This window comes from Kiloniella laminariae DSM 19542, from assembly GCF_000374005.1.
GTDB lineage: Bacteria > Pseudomonadota > Alphaproteobacteria > Kiloniellales > Kiloniellaceae > Kiloniella > Kiloniella laminariae.
In genome coordinates this window covers 1-14583 of sequence record NZ_KB893138.1, presented here as the reverse complement: position 1 = coordinate 14583, position 14583 = coordinate 1, and the positions used below count along the sequence as shown (strand labels likewise).

The 14583-nt window shown below is 53.4% G+C and carries 17 protein-coding genes and 1 tRNA gene; 5 read left to right on the top strand and 13 right to left on the bottom strand.

Annotated elements, in window-relative coordinates; genetic code table 11:
- Positions 1 to 79: 79 nt before the first annotated feature.
- The 8 genes from B152_RS0108875 to B152_RS0108835 all read right to left on the bottom strand — a co-directional run bounded on the left by B152_RS0108875 (position 80) and on the right by B152_RS0108835 (position 6742).
- Positions 80 to 523, bottom strand: coding sequence for an arsenate-mycothiol transferase ArsC (locus B152_RS0108875; RefSeq protein ID WP_020592057.1), 444 nt, complete (start codon positions 521 to 523; stop codon positions 80 to 82).
- 4 nt (positions 524 to 527) lie between these two features.
- Complete coding sequence (locus tag B152_RS0108870) at positions 528 to 1022, bottom strand: UPF0262 family protein (protein WP_020592056.1); 495 nt, start codon at positions 1020 to 1022, stop codon at positions 528 to 530.
- 202 nt (positions 1023 to 1224) lie between these two features.
- On the bottom strand, positions 1225 to 2517 hold the full coding sequence (gene hisD / locus B152_RS0108865; RefSeq protein WP_020592055.1) for a histidinol dehydrogenase: 1293 nt from the start codon (positions 2515 to 2517) through the stop codon (positions 1225 to 1227).
- Entirely contained in the window at positions 2507 to 3169 is a 663-nt protein-coding gene (gene hisG, locus B152_RS0108860) for an ATP phosphoribosyltransferase (protein ID WP_020592054.1), read from the bottom strand. Before hisG ends, hisD begins: the two co-directional genes overlap by 11 nt.
- A gap of 103 nt (positions 3170 to 3272) precedes the next feature.
- Complete coding sequence (locus B152_RS25250; RefSeq protein ID WP_020592053.1) at positions 3273 to 3923, bottom strand: DUF2948 family protein; 651 nt, start codon at positions 3921 to 3923, stop codon at positions 3273 to 3275.
- Positions 3924 to 4017: 94 nt separating this feature from the next.
- Positions 4018 to 5307 (bottom strand): UDP-N-acetylglucosamine 1-carboxyvinyltransferase, encoded by a 1290-nt coding sequence (gene murA, locus B152_RS0108850; RefSeq protein WP_026261409.1) that lies wholly within the window; start codon positions 5305 to 5307, stop codon positions 4018 to 4020.
- Positions 5308 to 5611: 304 nt separating this feature from the next.
- Complete coding sequence (dcd, locus tag B152_RS0108845) at positions 5612 to 6166, bottom strand: dCTP deaminase (protein WP_026261408.1); 555 nt, start codon at positions 6164 to 6166, stop codon at positions 5612 to 5614.
- 393 nt (positions 6167 to 6559) lie between these two features.
- A complete protein-coding gene (locus B152_RS0108835; protein ID WP_020592049.1) occupies positions 6560 to 6742 on the bottom strand; it encodes a hypothetical protein in 183 nt (60 codons plus the stop codon).
- Between the two features lie 194 nt (positions 6743 to 6936).
- Here B152_RS0108835 and B152_RS0108830 point away from each other — a divergent pair.
- Positions 6937 to 7011: transfer RNA gene (locus B152_RS0108830), tRNA-Thr, on the top strand.
- 267 nt (positions 7012 to 7278) lie between these two features.
- Here B152_RS0108830 and B152_RS0108825 read toward each other — a convergent pair.
- Positions 7279 to 7644: a hypothetical protein gene (locus B152_RS0108825; RefSeq protein ID WP_157231001.1), complete on the bottom strand. Its 366-nt coding sequence runs from the start codon at positions 7642 to 7644 to the stop codon at positions 7279 to 7281.
- A gap of 275 nt (positions 7645 to 7919) precedes the next feature.
- On the opposite strand from B152_RS0108825, the gene B152_RS0108820 reads away from it, so the two are divergent.
- Both B152_RS0108820 and B152_RS0108815 read left to right on the top strand, forming a co-directional pair.
- On the top strand, positions 7920 to 8621 hold the full coding sequence (locus B152_RS0108820) for a tetratricopeptide repeat protein (protein ID WP_020592047.1): 702 nt from the start codon (positions 7920 to 7922) through the stop codon (positions 8619 to 8621).
- 83 nt (positions 8622 to 8704) lie between these two features.
- A complete protein-coding gene (locus tag B152_RS0108815) occupies positions 8705 to 9415 on the top strand; it encodes a tetratricopeptide repeat protein (RefSeq protein WP_020592046.1) in 711 nt (236 codons plus the stop codon).
- 210 nt (positions 9416 to 9625) lie between these two features.
- Here B152_RS0108815 and B152_RS26535 read toward each other — a convergent pair whose 3' ends face one another.
- Positions 9626 to 9760 (bottom strand): hypothetical protein, encoded by a 135-nt coding sequence (locus B152_RS26535; RefSeq protein ID WP_020592045.1) that lies wholly within the window; start codon positions 9758 to 9760, stop codon positions 9626 to 9628.
- Between the two features lie 26 nt (positions 9761 to 9786).
- Between B152_RS26535 and B152_RS0108805 the strand changes: the two genes are divergently transcribed.
- Positions 9787 to 10107 (top strand): hypothetical protein, encoded by a 321-nt coding sequence (locus tag B152_RS0108805; RefSeq protein ID WP_157231000.1) that lies wholly within the window; start codon positions 9787 to 9789, stop codon positions 10105 to 10107.
- A 296-nt stretch (positions 10108 to 10403) separates the two neighbouring features.
- Here the strand turns inward: B152_RS0108805 and B152_RS25245 are convergent, their stop codons facing one another.
- On the bottom strand, positions 10404 to 11798 hold the full coding sequence (locus B152_RS25245; RefSeq protein ID WP_020592043.1) for an adenylate/guanylate cyclase domain-containing protein: 1395 nt from the start codon (positions 11796 to 11798) through the stop codon (positions 10404 to 10406).
- Between the two features lie 153 nt (positions 11799 to 11951).
- The gene (locus tag B152_RS0108795) at positions 11952 to 12506 is read right to left on the bottom strand and encodes a hypothetical protein (protein WP_020592042.1); all 555 of its coding nucleotides are present in this window, start codon (positions 12504 to 12506) and stop codon (positions 11952 to 11954) included.
- A 216-nt stretch (positions 12507 to 12722) separates the two neighbouring features.
- On the opposite strand from B152_RS0108795, the gene B152_RS25240 reads away from it, so the two are divergent.
- Positions 12723 to 13985 (top strand): pentapeptide repeat-containing protein, encoded by a 1263-nt coding sequence (locus B152_RS25240; RefSeq protein WP_020592041.1) that lies wholly within the window; start codon positions 12723 to 12725, stop codon positions 13983 to 13985.
- A 17-nt stretch (positions 13986 to 14002) separates the two neighbouring features.
- Here B152_RS25240 and B152_RS0108785 read toward each other — a convergent pair.
- On the bottom strand, positions 14003 to 14583 hold a 581-nt coding region (locus B152_RS0108785), incomplete at its 5' end, for a hypothetical protein (protein ID WP_020592040.1).

Below are 14583 nucleotides of genomic sequence, written 5' to 3'. Positions count from 1 at the left end.
AAAATTCTCCACCTCCTGACTTGAAAAGCTGAGTGTTAAGCGGGAATAACCGGAGACAGGAACGTAAAGGAAAAAAACGTCAGACGACTGGTTTGAGATCCATGGTGAATCGCTCTTCGATCTTTTTGCGCAGAAAATCACGCACCTGGCGGTAGGCCTGCAGACGGGTCTCCCTGCTGCCCTCAATCAGGCCTGGATCAAAGGTATGCCAAAATTCCACATCACAGGCCATGGTCCGGGTCATTTCCACCGCTGAGTGCTGTGCCTCTGGCGAAAGACTGATGATCAAATCGAAGGAACTGTCTTCAAGATCATTGAAATCCTTGGCCCGGTGACGGGAAATATCGACGCCGATTTCCTCCATTACCTCGATGACAAAGCCATCAACTTCCTGTGGGCGCACCCCGACGGAATCGACAAAGATTTTGTGGCCCAGCAGATGTTTGAGCAGCCCTTCGGCCATAGGCGAGCGCACGGCATTATGTGTACAGGCAAAAAGGACGGCACCGGGAAGATCGCTCAAGATACTAGCCCCGAACGTAGTGCAGCGCACAGATCAGGGTGAAGAGACGCCGGGCGGTATTGAAATCAATTTCAATTTTACCGTCCAGCCGTTGCTGGAGAATTTCAGATCCTTCGTTATGCAAGCCCCGCCGCCCCATATCAATGGCTTCAATCTTGGCCGGGCTTGCAGATTTGATCGCCTCGAAATAGGTGGCACAGACAGAAAAATAGTCCCGGATAATCCGGCGCAGCGGCGTTAGCGAGAGAATATGTTCACAAAGCGGATCATCGCTTTCCAGCATTACCTTGAACAGCAGGCGATTTTCCACAATAGACAGATCAAGTTTATAGGGCCCTGCTTCCGAACCCGTTGGACGAAAGCTGTTCTGTTCCAGCAGATCGTAAACCGCAATCGCCCGTTCTTTTTCCACATCCGGGGTTGAGCGAGTCAGGGAGAATTCATCCAGATGAATATGGACAAGGTGATGGCTGCTCTTCTGCGCGTCCTGATCCTGCATCCGGCCTCCCCCTTGCTGTTCCCGATCAAGCTACCGGAAAGCGATTCCTGCAAATGATTTTGCTGAACTGGCCCCGGTTAGACAAGGCCTCTGTGAAGAAGTCTAACATTGTGATCTTTATGATACCTGAACAAGGCCGCAAAATAGTGCCGGGACAGATACCATGATCTATGCCCCTGCCCCGGCACTTTCATATCTGCGTTTATTCTTCCAGCCGTAGGGAAACTGACAAGGCATGAGCCGTCAGACCTTCTTCCCGGGCCAGGGTAACTGCCGCGGGGCCAATTGCTTTAAGACTTTCCGCGTCACAGGAGATCAGCGAAGTGCGCTTCATGAAATTCAGCACTGAAAGACCCGAGGAAAAACGGGCCGAGCGAGCAGTTGGCAGCACGTGGTTAGGTCCGGCAACATAATCGCCGATGACCTCTGCCGTATGCCGCCCCAGAAAAATCGCCCCGGCATTGCGAATTTTGGCGGCAAGCGGTTCAGGATCGTCGACGGCAATTTCCAGATGCTCCGGTGCCAGACGGTTGGTCAGAGGCACCGCCTGTTCCAGATCATCAACCAGAATGATCGCCCCGTGATCTTCCCAGCTCTCCCGCGCGATCTCGCTGCGCGACAGGGTCTGGAGATGGATCGCAATCGCCTGCTCGACTGCCTTGGCAAAATCAGCATCATCAGTGATCAGGATCGACTGGGCAGCGGTATCGTGCTCGGCCTGGGCCAACAGGTCTGCGGCCATCCAGCGCGGGTTGTTCTTGCCATCGGCAATAACCAGAATTTCAGAAGGCCCGGCAATCATGTCGATCCCGACAATGCCGAAGACCTGTTTCTTGGCCGCGGCCACATAGGCATTACCCGGCCCGACAATAATATCAACCGGATCGATGGTTTCGGTGCCATAGGCCAGTGCACCTACCGCCTGTGCCCCGCCAATGCGATAGATTTCATCCACCCCGGCAATAGAAGCCGCCGCCAGAACCAGAGGATTGAGCACACCATCCGGTGTGGGAACCACCATCACCAGACGATCAACCCCGGCCACCTTGGCTGGCAGCGCATTCATCAACACCGAAGAAGGATAACTTGCCGTCCCGCCGGGCACATAAAGCCCTGCAGCCTCGACAGCCGTCCAGCGATGCCCCAGCTGCACCCCGACAGGATCGGTATAGCGCAGGTCTTCCGGTTTCTGACGTGCGTGATAATCGGTGATCCTTGCCGCTGCCAGCTTCAGCGCCTCAATCGAAGCCGGATCACAGGCGGCAACCGCTGCCTTGATCTCCTCAGCAGTGACCCGCAGTTCCCCAGCGGTCAGCTCCAGACGATCAAAGCGCCGGGTATAGTTCAGCAGGGCCGTATCACCACGTTGCTTCACATCCGCCAGAATTTCCGCAACGGTATCGTTCACATCAACAGAGGCTTCGCGCTTTGACGACAAAAGGTCGAGAAAGTGGTTTTCAAAATCAGCGGCATTTGCCTTGAGTTCACGCGGCATTGACGGCCTCCTGAAAACTGCGGATCCAGTGGTTTATTTCTGACGGGCGGGTTTTAAGGGCCGCACGGTTAACCACAAAGCGCGAGGAAACCTCGGCAATCTTCTCGACTTCGGCCAGGCCGTTGGCTTCCAGCGTGGCGCCGGAAGAAACCAGATCAACAATGCGACGACACAGCCCCAGATTTGGCGCCAGTTCCATCGCACCGTTCAGCTTGATGCACTCCGCCTGAACTCCTCGCGCTGCAAAGTGGCGCTGGGTGATCTTGGGATATTTGGTTGCGACCCGGATGTGGCTCCACTGCGCCGGATCTTCTGTTCTCAACAGGGTTTTGGGCGCAGCAACCGACATACGGCAATGACCAATTTTCAGATCAACCGGCGCATAGATTTCAGGGTAGTCAAACTCCATCACCACATCGCTGCCCGCGACACCAAGATGGGCGGCGCCAAAGGCGACAAAGGTCGGCACGTCGAAACTGCGCACCCGGATCAGTTCAAGATAGTCAACATTGGTGGCAAAGCGCAGCTGGCGGCACTTGTCATCAAAGAAAGAAGCTTCGGGTTCGATCCCGGCAGCTTTCATCAGTGGCAAAAGTTCCTTGAGAATACGTCCCTTGGGGACAGCCAGGATCATCGGTTCGATCTTGGGCATAGCATTATTTCCGTTTTTCTGTCGGCAATCAGTGTCTGGTACAGATACCTCGTTACACTTTTTACCTTGATCTTTATCGGGGATCTTTTCTTGTTTGGCAGCGTCACACTTCTTTCGGGGAGCGTGCACCCAGACCATGATCATTTTGGCCATGATCATTTTGGCCATGATCTGTAAATCCCGCTGCTGCGTCAGCAAGCTGGTCTTCCACGTCGTGGCGCGGCTGGTTCAGGGTCGGCCAGGGCTCGCTCAGGTCATCCATATGACAGCGGATCTGGGAAACCACAAGACGGATCGCCGCCCCGCCAGAGAAATACAGAGTGATATACCCCGGGATTGCGGCAATGGTCAGCAGGTTAAGGATCTCGTCCTTCTGCCCCAGATCCACATTTTTGACCTGAATGGATTTGACCCGGTCAAAACACAGTCCGGTGTTCACCCGGTGAAACGTCGGCAAAGGGGCGACATCGGCAAAGGCAACATCGTCATCATCGTCGTCTCTGCTGTCAGCTTTGATTTCTTCCTTGGCGGCGACGATCTCGTCAGGGCTGTCCGGTGCAGAAAAACCGCGCGCCCGGATCTCGGCCGGCAGCATTTCCCAGCAAAAGCGGTTGACCACCATGACAAAGCGCTTTTCCTCACGCAGCCAGGCAACATCACACAGCGGCACCAGAGAGTCCTGCAGCAGGCCCGAAAGCGTCCGGATGTCTTCGTCATCCTGCGCCCGGATCTTCAGTCTTGTCCCCTCAGCCATGCCCGTCTTCCCCACCTTTGGTTACTCATCCTGTTTCATCACAGAAGCATAAGACATTTCAGTCATACACCCCGGGGATCATCCCGGCCAATGATTATTCCACCTTGAGCCGTTCAATATCGGCACCACAGGCTGCCAGCTTGTCTTCGACCCGCTCGTACCCGCGGTCAAGATGATAGACACGGTTTAACACAGTTTCCCCGTCGGCAACCAGCCCCGCCATGATCAGCGAGAAACTGGCGCGCAGATCCGTCGCCATAACCTCGGCCCCGGTCAGTCTGGCCTGCCCGCGCACTAGCGCCGAAGAACCGTGGACTGTAATGTTTGCGCCCATCCGACAAAGTTCGGGCACATGCATGAAACGGTTCTCGAAAATCGTCTCGGTAATCATGGAGGCGCCTTCGGCAGTCGACATCAGCGCCATGGTCTGTGCCTGGAGATCGGTCGGATAGCCGGGATAGGGTTCGGTCATGATGTCTACACCAACAACACGTTTGCCCGCGCGGCTTGCAATCATACCGTTTTCACTGTCCTCGATCATCACACCAGCATGGGCCAGTTGATCAATCATCGAACGCAGATGTGTCGGCCTTGCGCCGATCAATTCCAGCCGCCCCCCAGTCATGGCCGCTGCCATGGCATAGGTCCCGGTTTCAATCCGGTCGGGAACAACCGTGTGGGTATAGCTGTGCAGACGATCAACACCTTCAATGGTGATACAGTCTGTACCCGCACCGCTGATCTGCGCGCCCATACCAATAAGACAGTCGGCCAGATCAACCACTTCGGGTTCCCGCGCGGCGTTAATCATGCGGGTGGTGCCCTTGGCCAGAACCGCCGCCATCATGATGTTTTCGGTCGCGCCAACCGAGACCTTCGGGAAGGCCACTTCGCCGCCGATCAGCCCTCTGGGCGCTCTGGCGTGAACATAACCTTCTTTCAACTCAATTTCGGCACCAAGTTGCTGCATGCCCTGCAGGTGCAGATCAACCGGGCGCGAGCCAATGGCACAGCCGCCAGGCAAAGAAACCTCGGCATGGCCTTCGCGGGCCAGCAAGGGACCAAGCACCAGAATGGATGCCCGCATCTTGCGCACCAGATCATAAGGAGCGCGGGTCGTGGCGATGTTTTTGGCGTGAATTTCCAGCACCCGTCCGGCACAGCCTTCGCTGCCTGCCGCACCGTTCATGTGCAGTTCGGCACCGTGCTGAGACAGCAGATTGGCCAGCGTGGTGATATCCGCCAGATGCGGCAGGTTACACAGCGTCAGCACTTCGTCGGTCAGAAGCGCCGCCGTCATCAGCGGCAAGGCCGCATTCTTGGCGCCACTGATGTGAATTTTACCATTGAGCGGGTTGCCCCCGCGAATTCTGATCTTGTCCATCGTCGTCTTTACCGTTTCAGCCTGAGCTTTCAGACCCTTATTTCTGAACTGGAGGATATTTGCGCCTCCAGGTGTTCTGATCTCTGCCCTGTCACCTAGGGCTCTTTCTCTTTGCCGAATGAATTCCGACGATATTACCATGACACTCTCCCGCAAAAGGGACCGGCTTAAAGGTCCGTTAAAGGGAGAAAAATAATAATTTCTCTTGTTCAAATCGTGACGACGATCTGTTCAAAAAAGTCATATCCTGATCATTCTGCCACATCAATAAAGATGCCGAAAACGAGCAGGAGCCGAGGCTATCTTACAGACGCGGCAGGGTAACCCCGCGCTGTTTCATGTATTTCCCGGCCCGATCTGCATAGGACACATCACAGTCGCCCTCGCCCTTGAGGAAGAGAAACTGGCAGACGCCTTCGTTGGCGTAAATCTTTGCCGGAAGCGGCGTGGTGTTGGAAAACTCCAGCGTCACATGGCCTTCCCACTCCGGCTCCAGCGGCGTGACGTTGACGATGATACCGCAGCGGGCATAGGTGGACTTGCCCAGGCAAATTACCAGCACATCGCGCGGAATGCGGAAATATTCTACTGTCCGGGCCAGAGCAAAGGAGTTTGGCGGGATGATGCAGACATCATCGTTCTTTTCGACAAAGCTCTGGTCGGAAAAATTTTTCGGATCAACAAGGGCGTTGTGCACATTGGTAAAGATCTTGAACTCGCTGGAAACCCGCGCGTCATAACCATAGGAACTGACCCCGTAGGAGATCACCCCCTCGCGGCGTTGAGCCTCGACATAGGGCTCGATCATGCCATGTTTTTCGGCCTGCTCACGAATCCATGTGTCTGGCATAATTCCCACGGCTTGCTCTCCCTCTTCACAGCTGATCAGTTTTTCTGCGCACAAGTCATTCGAACAGGGCGGCAGATCCTTATAACGCCTTCTACTGTTTCCGGGCTGAAAGCTCAAGAATGAAGATTGCCCAAGAGGACATTTCTGGCTTTTTACCGACAGATAAGCGAATCAGGACTACCCGGAGTTAAATCGGGGAAATCGCGAGGAAGGTAGTCGGAGAATAGAAAAAACAAGGTGTTACCATCAGATCAAGATGACAAACCAGTACTTGCCAGCACAGATTTTGTTAAAGGCCCCAGTTTTGAAAGTCACTTGATCAGATATCTTCGCCAGCTCAACCAACTTGGCTACCTCGGCTACCTGTGGCAAAGCGAATACCTGACTTTGGTTTTACGGAAATTATTTGCGTTCGCGCATCTGGCTCTTGCGCTTGAGCAGGTTCGCGCGCAAAGCCTTGGCCTCGCGGGCCAACCGATGCTCTGTACGTTGGGCCAAGGCTTTCTGCTCAGCTGTCTCGACAGCTTCCGATGTGGTCTCAGGTGTGTTTTCCGGTGTTGTACCAGGTTCTGATGCTTTGTTCATGGCGGCAGAGTGCTAATCTCCCCCGCTTTCGTCAAGTCCTGTTGCAACTAGAGAGAACAAAAATCGCCCCAAGGACCGGAAGCGACAAAACACTTTCCCTGTGCCTTTGTCTAAAATCAAAATTTTTGCCCGAAGCGTAAAATAAGACTTGCATTGGATCGCTGGCAGAGGCATATAACGCCCGTCCAGACGAGGCCGTGGTAGCTCAGGGGTAGAGCACGTCATTGGTAATGACGGGGTCGGCGGTTCAATTCCGCCTCACGGCACCATTTTTCAAACAGCTTACTGATTTGAATTGAAAATTCCTGGAATGTCCCGCTTCTCTGATCTTTTGCCCAAAGTACACAAACACCCACTGTGTTCGACATCCGGGCATAAGGATCACATCAGCGCATCCCCCTTTATTATCCTGTTCTGATCAACGCAAAAACCCCGCCGAAAGGCAGGGCTTTAAAGCAGGGTTTTCTGTCAGGAAACACTCTTTTCCTCGCCCCCCGACCCTCTATCCGGCTGACGGATCAGGATCGAACAGAGGATTAATCATACCGTACAGGCTGCAGAGGCCAGGATACAACATTACAGTTGCTTGCCGTGCCGAGCTCGCGCAAATACACATTGCGATCAAGCAAGGCGTTCCCCTCGATACCATCAGCATTTTTAAAGTCAGCCAGTCCAGGCCAAATCAATCCGCCAACGATAATATCCTGTGTGTCGTCAGAGTTATTTTTTGAGATTTTGCTCGCCGCAACTTCCGTATTGGTTTTGTATTCGGTTTGAATATCCTGACAGGACATTTGTTTATCATTTTCCTGTTTTATGCTGACGGTATGTGGGTCTCTTGTATTCGCACAAGCCGCAGCAAGAAAAACCAATGGCAACACCACCAACAGACGTAATCCCATAATATACCCCCTACAAAAGGAATACGGGTAGCGACAAGAGGTAACAAAAACAAGTTATAAGTGTTAATTTTTTTATTATCCACAGGTGAACATTAAATTATCCCGTCATGTTTCGTGATCTTCTTGTTGATTCTCTCTCATAACCTCCAGGGATCTATCTTTTCCTTAGTTGACTAAAATTCCGCCCTTTGCAAACATAACGGGATATTTTCTCATTATATACTCGCACTCGCACTTGCACAGAAAACCCCATAAACCTATCTCAAGAGACTCAGATGAAACCTGTCGCGGCTCTAGCCCTGCTCTTTTCCTTTATCCTGTCAACATCAACGGCTTTTTCAGCCGATTTGCAGAAGGGACTTCTTGCCTATCAGAAAGGGGATTTTGAAACGGCTCTTGCTGAATGGCAGCCTCTGGCAGAACAAGGCGATCCAAAGCTAGAAAATGCGATGGGAATCCTTTATCAGAATGGACAGGGCGTCCCTCGGGATATCAATACAGCGATCGAATGGTACACACGCGCAGCGGAACAAGACTATATTACCGCGCAACACAATCTGGGCGTCATCTTCGAACAGGGCCAGGGCGTACCCAGGGATTATGTAAAAGCCGCCAAGTGGTTCCGCCGGGCCGCCGAACTGGGCGATCCTTCCGGCCAGACCAGCCTTGGTTATCTCTATTTTCGCGGCCAGGGTGTGCCACAGGATTACAAGGCAGCCGCCCACTGGTACGACCTTGCAGCACATCAGGGCAAAGCCTATGCCCAGTACAATCTGGCCATTATGTACATCAAGGGCGATGGCGTTGAGCAGGATTTCCTCCGTGCCCATATGTGGCTGGTTCAGGCCGATATCGGCGGACATGAAAAGGCAAAGGTCGCCCAGGAAACCCTCGAAGAAGACATGACCCCCGCCGTACTGGAACTGGCCGAGAAATTCGCCGCCCACTGCAAGGAAGTCAACTTTGAGGGCTGCTGAGGGCTACTCCCAGCTGTAAACAACCCCGGCTCTTATCCCTCCGGCCACTAAATTCATCTATTCCTGCAAAGGTATGGCTTAAAATGAAACAGTTTGCTGTACTCCTTGCCTCGCTGATCATTTCGATTTGCCTCGCCTTCCCTGCCTTTTCCGATGGGCTTCAGCGAGGGTGGGATGCCTATGAGAATAATGATTTCGCCACCTCCTTCAGGGAATGGAGTACGCTTGCAGAGCAGGGAGATGCAGAAGCCCAGTCCAGCCTGGCTACTCTTTATTACCACGGAGAAGGTGTTACACAAGATTATGGTACAGCCGCGAAGTGGTTTATTCTGGCCGCAAAACAGGGAGACCAGAATGCCCAGATATATCTGGGCCTGATGTACGAAGCAGGACAAGGCGTACCACAGAACGGCGAAACCTCTGTCAAATGGTTTACCCTCAGCGCTGAACAGGGTGACATTAACAGCCAAAACTATCTCGGGGAGATGTACAGAACGGGACAGGTCATCGCGAAGGATTACGAGACCGCCTTCAAGTGGTACAGCCTTGCCGCAGAACAGGGTTATACCTCAGCCCAATACAGGCTAGGTTGGATGTATTATGAAAGACAGGGCGTTGAGTATGATCTTTTCCGCTCTTATATGTGGATGAACGTAGCGGCCACAACCTCGGAATACTATAAGGTGTCGAGCATGATGGAGCATGTCTTTAACAGGTTTTTCACTCCTGATGATCTCGAAACTGCCAAAAAAATGACCCGTGAATGTATTGAGAAAGAATTCAAGGGTTGCTAATTAACCTCACCCCAGATCACAAAAATAAGAAGGCTCACTGATTTGGGCACCGACGGGGCCTGCCCTGTTGAATATTTTCCACGTGCTGTACCGGCTCTCGAGAAGCAGGACGGATAGTTCCCTTGGGCAAAGCCCGGTGAGCGGGGCTGGACGTTGGAATCACGTCACAGCCCCGGGCTTGTTCGTTCGTCTTTTTATCTAGCCTTTGGGTTATTTGCCCTTTTTGGCTCCGACATTCAGGGGTGTTTTATTGGCGCCGGAATCTGCGGTTGCCAGAACCTTGACCTTTACCTGTTTCGGTTTCTTTGCTTCTTTATTGCCGCGTTTGTCATTACCCTTACCCATGGTGATCACCTTCGAAAGTGCAGCAAGTGCTGGTCTTGGGGATCAAGGCGCAGTCCTTGTCGCGGGTTATCCATTGCGGCGTTGAGACAGCCCCGCAATGGTTTGTTATCTGGTTGCCTGTTTTCTCCCGGCCTGTCTTTGTCGCCTCGCCTGCCTCGCCCCTCGGGTGCCAGATTTTGGATTGGGACCAGACGCAAAGACACTTTGCCTCTGCTAAGGAGTGGTACAGAACAGTTCAGCGAAAAGAGGCAGATCAAGAGAGGCACGGCACGACCGGGTCAGGCAGGTTCGCTCTCTGTCAGGAAAAGGGGCCGGGTGGAACCAGCCCTACGGACAAGAAGTCATGAACCAGGCAAGCCGAGGTCGTGAAAACAGATTTTAAAAGAGAGTATCGCAACAGCCTGCGACCAACAAAACAGACGCAGGTAACAGCAGAAATCTTTAGTCGTAGAAAACGCGTGAACTACAAAGAAAACAACCGAAAAAACGACTGAGATGGCGAAAGCGACAACCGAGCGTTCAAAGACAGAACGTCTGTATCGCTATTTGTATAGATTCTGCCGTACTCAAGCAAGGTAATACGCCAGGTTTGATATCACAATTCACGAAGCCCTGTCTTCCTGAAATCGGCCCTTGGAAATGGCTACCAGCTGTTCGTATAGATCGTAATCGGCTGGCTCTGTCCCCGGACGGCAGCTGTACCAATTGCCTTCAGTCCGGCCTTGTCCTTGAGCAGTTGCTGACTGTGTTCTGAGAGCAGTAGCGAGACAGCTTTTTCCTTGGCCAGAACTTCGAGGCGGGCGGCGAGGTTCACGGCGTCACCGTAAACGGTATAACTCTGCCGTCCACCGCCCCCGACATTTCCGGCGATAACCGGGCCGCTGTTGATGCCGATACGAATGGCAAGGTTTTCCCCGGCAAAGTCTGTTTCTGCAACCCGCCTCAGCATTTGCTGTGCTGCGCGCAAGGCGTGGTCCGCATGATCCGGGCTTTTCAGCGGCACATTGAAAATCGCCAGAATGGCATCTCCGTGAAAAGTGGCGACGATACCGTTGTTTTCCGTCACAATCCCGGTCATGGCATCAAAATAATCGTTGAGAACCTCGACAGTCTTTTGCGGCCCCAGACGCTCGGTCAGGCTGGTAAAGCCGACGATATCGCTAAAAACAATCGTTGCCTCGCGCTCGACCGGGGCCAGCAGGCCCGCATCGGCGATCAGGGCCTCGACTATGGGCTCGGGCACAAAGCGGCCGAATATGCCCGTGATTTCCTGACGATCCCGCTCGGCCGTGAGTTTTTCGCGCAGGGTATTCTGAGCCCGGCGCATGACAATAGCGATCAGCATGGCAACGACAACCAGAAAAACGGCTTCCTGCAGACGACTGCCCATGGCCCCGAACGCTGGATTGAGCACCACGTCAATAACATCTTGTGCCGTCGGGTTCGTAGGCAGATCAGACCAGTCGAGAACCGCTCCGTCCCGGGAAGCGACCGCGGCAAAAGCTCCGAGGTATCCAGCTGCGCCGGCAAACCCCGACCAGAGCACCAGCTGGGGTGAAAAGCTGAAAGCCGCGATGCCGAGAATGACAAAAAAGTAGGACAGCAGGGAGCTGCGAAAGATCATCACTGCCGGAAGATCTGCAGAAGCAAAAAGCGGCTGGGTGGCGATCAGGGCAGAGATAATGCCGATATCCAAAGTGATAAAAAGATATTTAACCCAGAAACGATCCAGACCCGTGCCGATGATCCGGTAATGCAGCAGCCCGAGAAACAGGAAGGTTCCGCCCAGAAGAGCAAAGTTGATCGCCGCATCCGGATTGTTGGCCAGACGCGAGAACACCAGCCCGGCCCCCAGCACCACAAGTGCAATGGAACGGCCAATGATCGCCAGCTTCAGCCCGGCATGCTCCGCCCGACGAAAAGTCTGGTCAAGATCGCTGGACAGATCCCCCGAAAGACTTCTGGCGGGATTACAGGAGAGATGATTGGCTGAATTTTGCACTTTGTTCAAGGCTGTGCTGCTCTCTTCCTCGGTCATCTCCTCCCCTCTACTGGCTTGTAGTGACCTATCATGCCCCCTTTTCTGTCAGGCAACCAATCTTTCAGAATCCCCGTCAGAATCCCCGCGTTAATCAGGATTGTCTCCAGTGTTTTCTCTTTAAGTTTTTCCTCTGGGCTTTTTGGCGAAAGATTATTCCACGGACAATGTAGAGAGAACATGATGAAACCCGGCTTCGACTTTACCCAGATCAGCAGCCGCAACCTGGCTCATGGTCAGGGCAGCCAGATGGCCGGAATCTGATTCGATATAGTAATAGTCAGCCGTGTGCGGGATTTCCAGACTAAGGAAGCTGAAGATAAATTCATTTCTCCGTCCCTCCACCACCCGATCACCGATGTTCAGCTCACGCTCGGTGAGGCTGCCCCTGTCTCTGCGCCCTGCAGCGGGATCACTGTCAAAATTTGCGATGACCAGCTCAATGTAGTCGTCCAGGGCCATGGCATATTCTGATGGAAAAACTGTGATCGAAAGCAGGGCATCGCCAGAACTCTGGATAAACAGCGTGCGCACTCCGTCGCTTTCTTCATCCGCAACCACCTGCCAGTTCCCGGGGAACTCAAAGCTGACGCCCTCCGCCTCATAAGACATAAGGTTGGCAAGATCCGCCTGCTCTTCAGCCTGTACTTCAGCAGTAAAGCAGGTCAGGTAAACCAGCAAGGCGAATATTTTTCTGAACATATTCATGTTTATTTTTTCTCTGCTTCTGCCCCGAAATATGGCGGGGAATATCTGTATCAGGGTATTTATGGCTACAATGCAAATCTTAGCTCTTGCGGAATATCATTCAATCTTAACGTGAAAAGAAAGGTACGATTTCAGAATATTTGTTATAAGGTTCAATATTAACAGGATCATAACAAGCACAATCTTCATCTCATCCGGAAATCCAGAGACCCTCTTATGACCAGGAAAAAACGCCCCGCTTGCCGGCTGTGTAAAACCCTTGCCTTGATTGTACTTGGCCTGCTCGCCGCGATTGGAGCCATTTCTCTGGTCCTGTTTTCCAGCGAGATCCTTACCACGATCCGGGCTGGGCTGAACGAAGGTTTTGGCACCGTGCTTTCCCCGACAGCAAATCCGGCCATTTTGCCCGACACGGCATCAGGCGTTGCTGGCGGCATCTCTGGACAGTGGAATTCAGCCCCCACAGAGATCCAGAACCACAGTATCCTGCTGCAGTCCGATACCGACTGGCCCAGCGTCGCTGCGATCATTCTGGGGCCAACCATTGCCGCCTTCCTGACTTTCTACGCGGTCAACTGGCAAAGCAGACAGCACACCCGTACCGAGCAGGACAAGATCACCCGAAACATTATCGATCAGCTGGGACACGAAGCCAGCCATGTGCGGCTGGCTGCCCTGTCACAACTGTGGAAACGGGTGCAGAAAGACTTCTTTGACCAGGAAGATTTTTTCCTGATCCTCGATCAGTATCTGGTGGTGATCAGCGCCCAGCGCGGCAAGATTACCTATCCCGACAGTTCATCTGATGCCTCCTTTGATGTCAGCCTGCTGGAACAGAAAAACGGCCAGTATAAAAAAGCCCGGCTGGAAACCCGATCGATCCTGCAGTTTTATAAAGACAAGGTTCACGCCAGCATCCCAAAACGGGCCAGAAACTGGAGCTTCACCAATCTCTATGGCATGGACCTGAGTGCCACTGATCTGCAGGAAACCAATCTTGAAAACAGCATTCTGACCCGGGCGCGTTTTACGGGCTCGAACCTGAACCGGGTCAACCTGCACAAGGCCCTGATGCAGGGCGTAAGTTTAAAGGACACCAAACTGAAAAACACCGACCTGACCCAGGCCCGGCTGAGCCCCTATATTACCAGCAGGGGGCAGCAGATTATTTCAGACCTCTCGGGCGCGGATCTTTCCCATGCTGATTTGACCGGGGCCGATCTGAGCCAGGCTGACCTGACGGGTGCCGACCTGACCCATGTCGATCTTACGGGAGCGGTTTTTGAGGGAGCAGACCTGACCAGCGCCTGCCTGAAGGGAGCAAAACTCAATGCTGCGCAGCTAACGACCTGTCACGGCCTGACCGCAGACCAGCTTGCCGTTGCCTGGGCCGAGGAAAACGCCCCGCCAGGCCTGCCAGCGGGCCTCGGCCTAAAAAACCTCAGCCCGAAACGCGCGGAAATATCTGCAGGAAAATAACAGCCCCCCCTGTCTCGTTAAAGCAGAGGCACAGACAATGGTGCCAAACGCCGCTCCACCTGTGAATTGTCCTGATTGGGGCCTTTGCAAAAGGGGCAAATGACCTCGAAGCTGCCATCCCTGTGCATGTCATCCAGCGCTGTTGCCAAAAGAGGGGCCAGAGCGCTGTGTTTTTTATGCAGATAGAGATAGGCATTCCGCTGTTCCAGCGGTGTCACTGTCAGGCCTGAATATCCGCTTTGTTCCTGTTCGGAAGATATGCGGAAAAGCTCTTTCCAAACCAGAGCTACCTGAAACCGCCCGGCCTTGAGCATTCTCAGGATATTGCTTTCCAACTCTACCGGCGCAGGGTGGCCATAGTCCCCGGTCCGGCTGGAAAAGATCATCCAGTCCGCCGGGTAACCGACCGAATAGTTGCGCAGAGAATTCCAGTCAGAAATACGGACCGCGGGATCAAAGCTCAGGGCAACCACCTCCCCCCAGATCAGCGGAGACTCAACCCGGACCAGGTTTTTAAACTCCTCCTCAATTCCTTCAATCCTCGGATAGTGACCATCTGCAACCCCGCTGTCTGCCGCACGCCCAGATCGGCGAAAAG

Bases quoted from the DNA above. Each gene is read 5' to 3' on its own strand.
- B152_RS0108870 (WP_020592056.1), bottom strand. From the start codon at position 1,022: ATGCAGGATCAGGACGCGCAGAAGAGCAGCCATCACCTTGTCCATATT.
- hisD (WP_020592055.1), bottom strand. From the start codon at position 2,517: ATGCCGCGTGAACTCAAGGCAAATGCCGCTGATTTTGAAAACCACTTT.
- hisG (WP_020592054.1), bottom strand. From the start codon at position 3,169: ATGCCCAAGATCGAACCGATGATCCTGGCTGTCCCCAAGGGACGTATT.
- B152_RS25250 (WP_020592053.1), bottom strand. From the start codon at position 3,923: ATGGCTGAGGGGACAAGACTGAAGATCCGGGCGCAGGATGACGAAGAC.
- murA (WP_026261409.1), bottom strand. From the start codon at position 5,307: ATGGACAAGATCAGAATTCGCGGGGGCAACCCGCTCAATGGTAAAATT.
- B152_RS0108835 (WP_020592049.1), bottom strand. From the start codon at position 6,742: ATGAACAAAGCATCAGAACCTGGTACAACACCGGAAAACACACCTGAG.
- B152_RS0108825 (WP_157231001.1), bottom strand. From the start codon at position 7,644: ATGGGATTACGTCTGTTGGTGGTGTTGCCATTGGTTTTTCTTGCTGCG.
- B152_RS0108820 (WP_020592047.1), top strand. From the start codon at position 7,920: ATGAAACCTGTCGCGGCTCTAGCCCTGCTCTTTTCCTTTATCCTGTCA.
- B152_RS0108815 (WP_020592046.1), top strand. From the start codon at position 8,705: ATGAAACAGTTTGCTGTACTCCTTGCCTCGCTGATCATTTCGATTTGC.
- B152_RS26535 (WP_020592045.1), bottom strand. From the start codon at position 9,760: ATGGGTAAGGGTAATGACAAACGCGGCAATAAAGAAGCAAAGAAACCG.
- B152_RS25245 (WP_020592043.1), bottom strand. From the start codon at position 11,798: ATGACCGAGGAAGAGAGCAGCACAGCCTTGAACAAAGTGCAAAATTCA.
- B152_RS0108795 (WP_020592042.1), bottom strand. From the start codon at position 12,506: ATGAATATGTTCAGAAAAATATTCGCCTTGCTGGTTTACCTGACCTGC.
- B152_RS25240 (WP_020592041.1), top strand. From the start codon at position 12,723: ATGACCAGGAAAAAACGCCCCGCTTGCCGGCTGTGTAAAACCCTTGCC.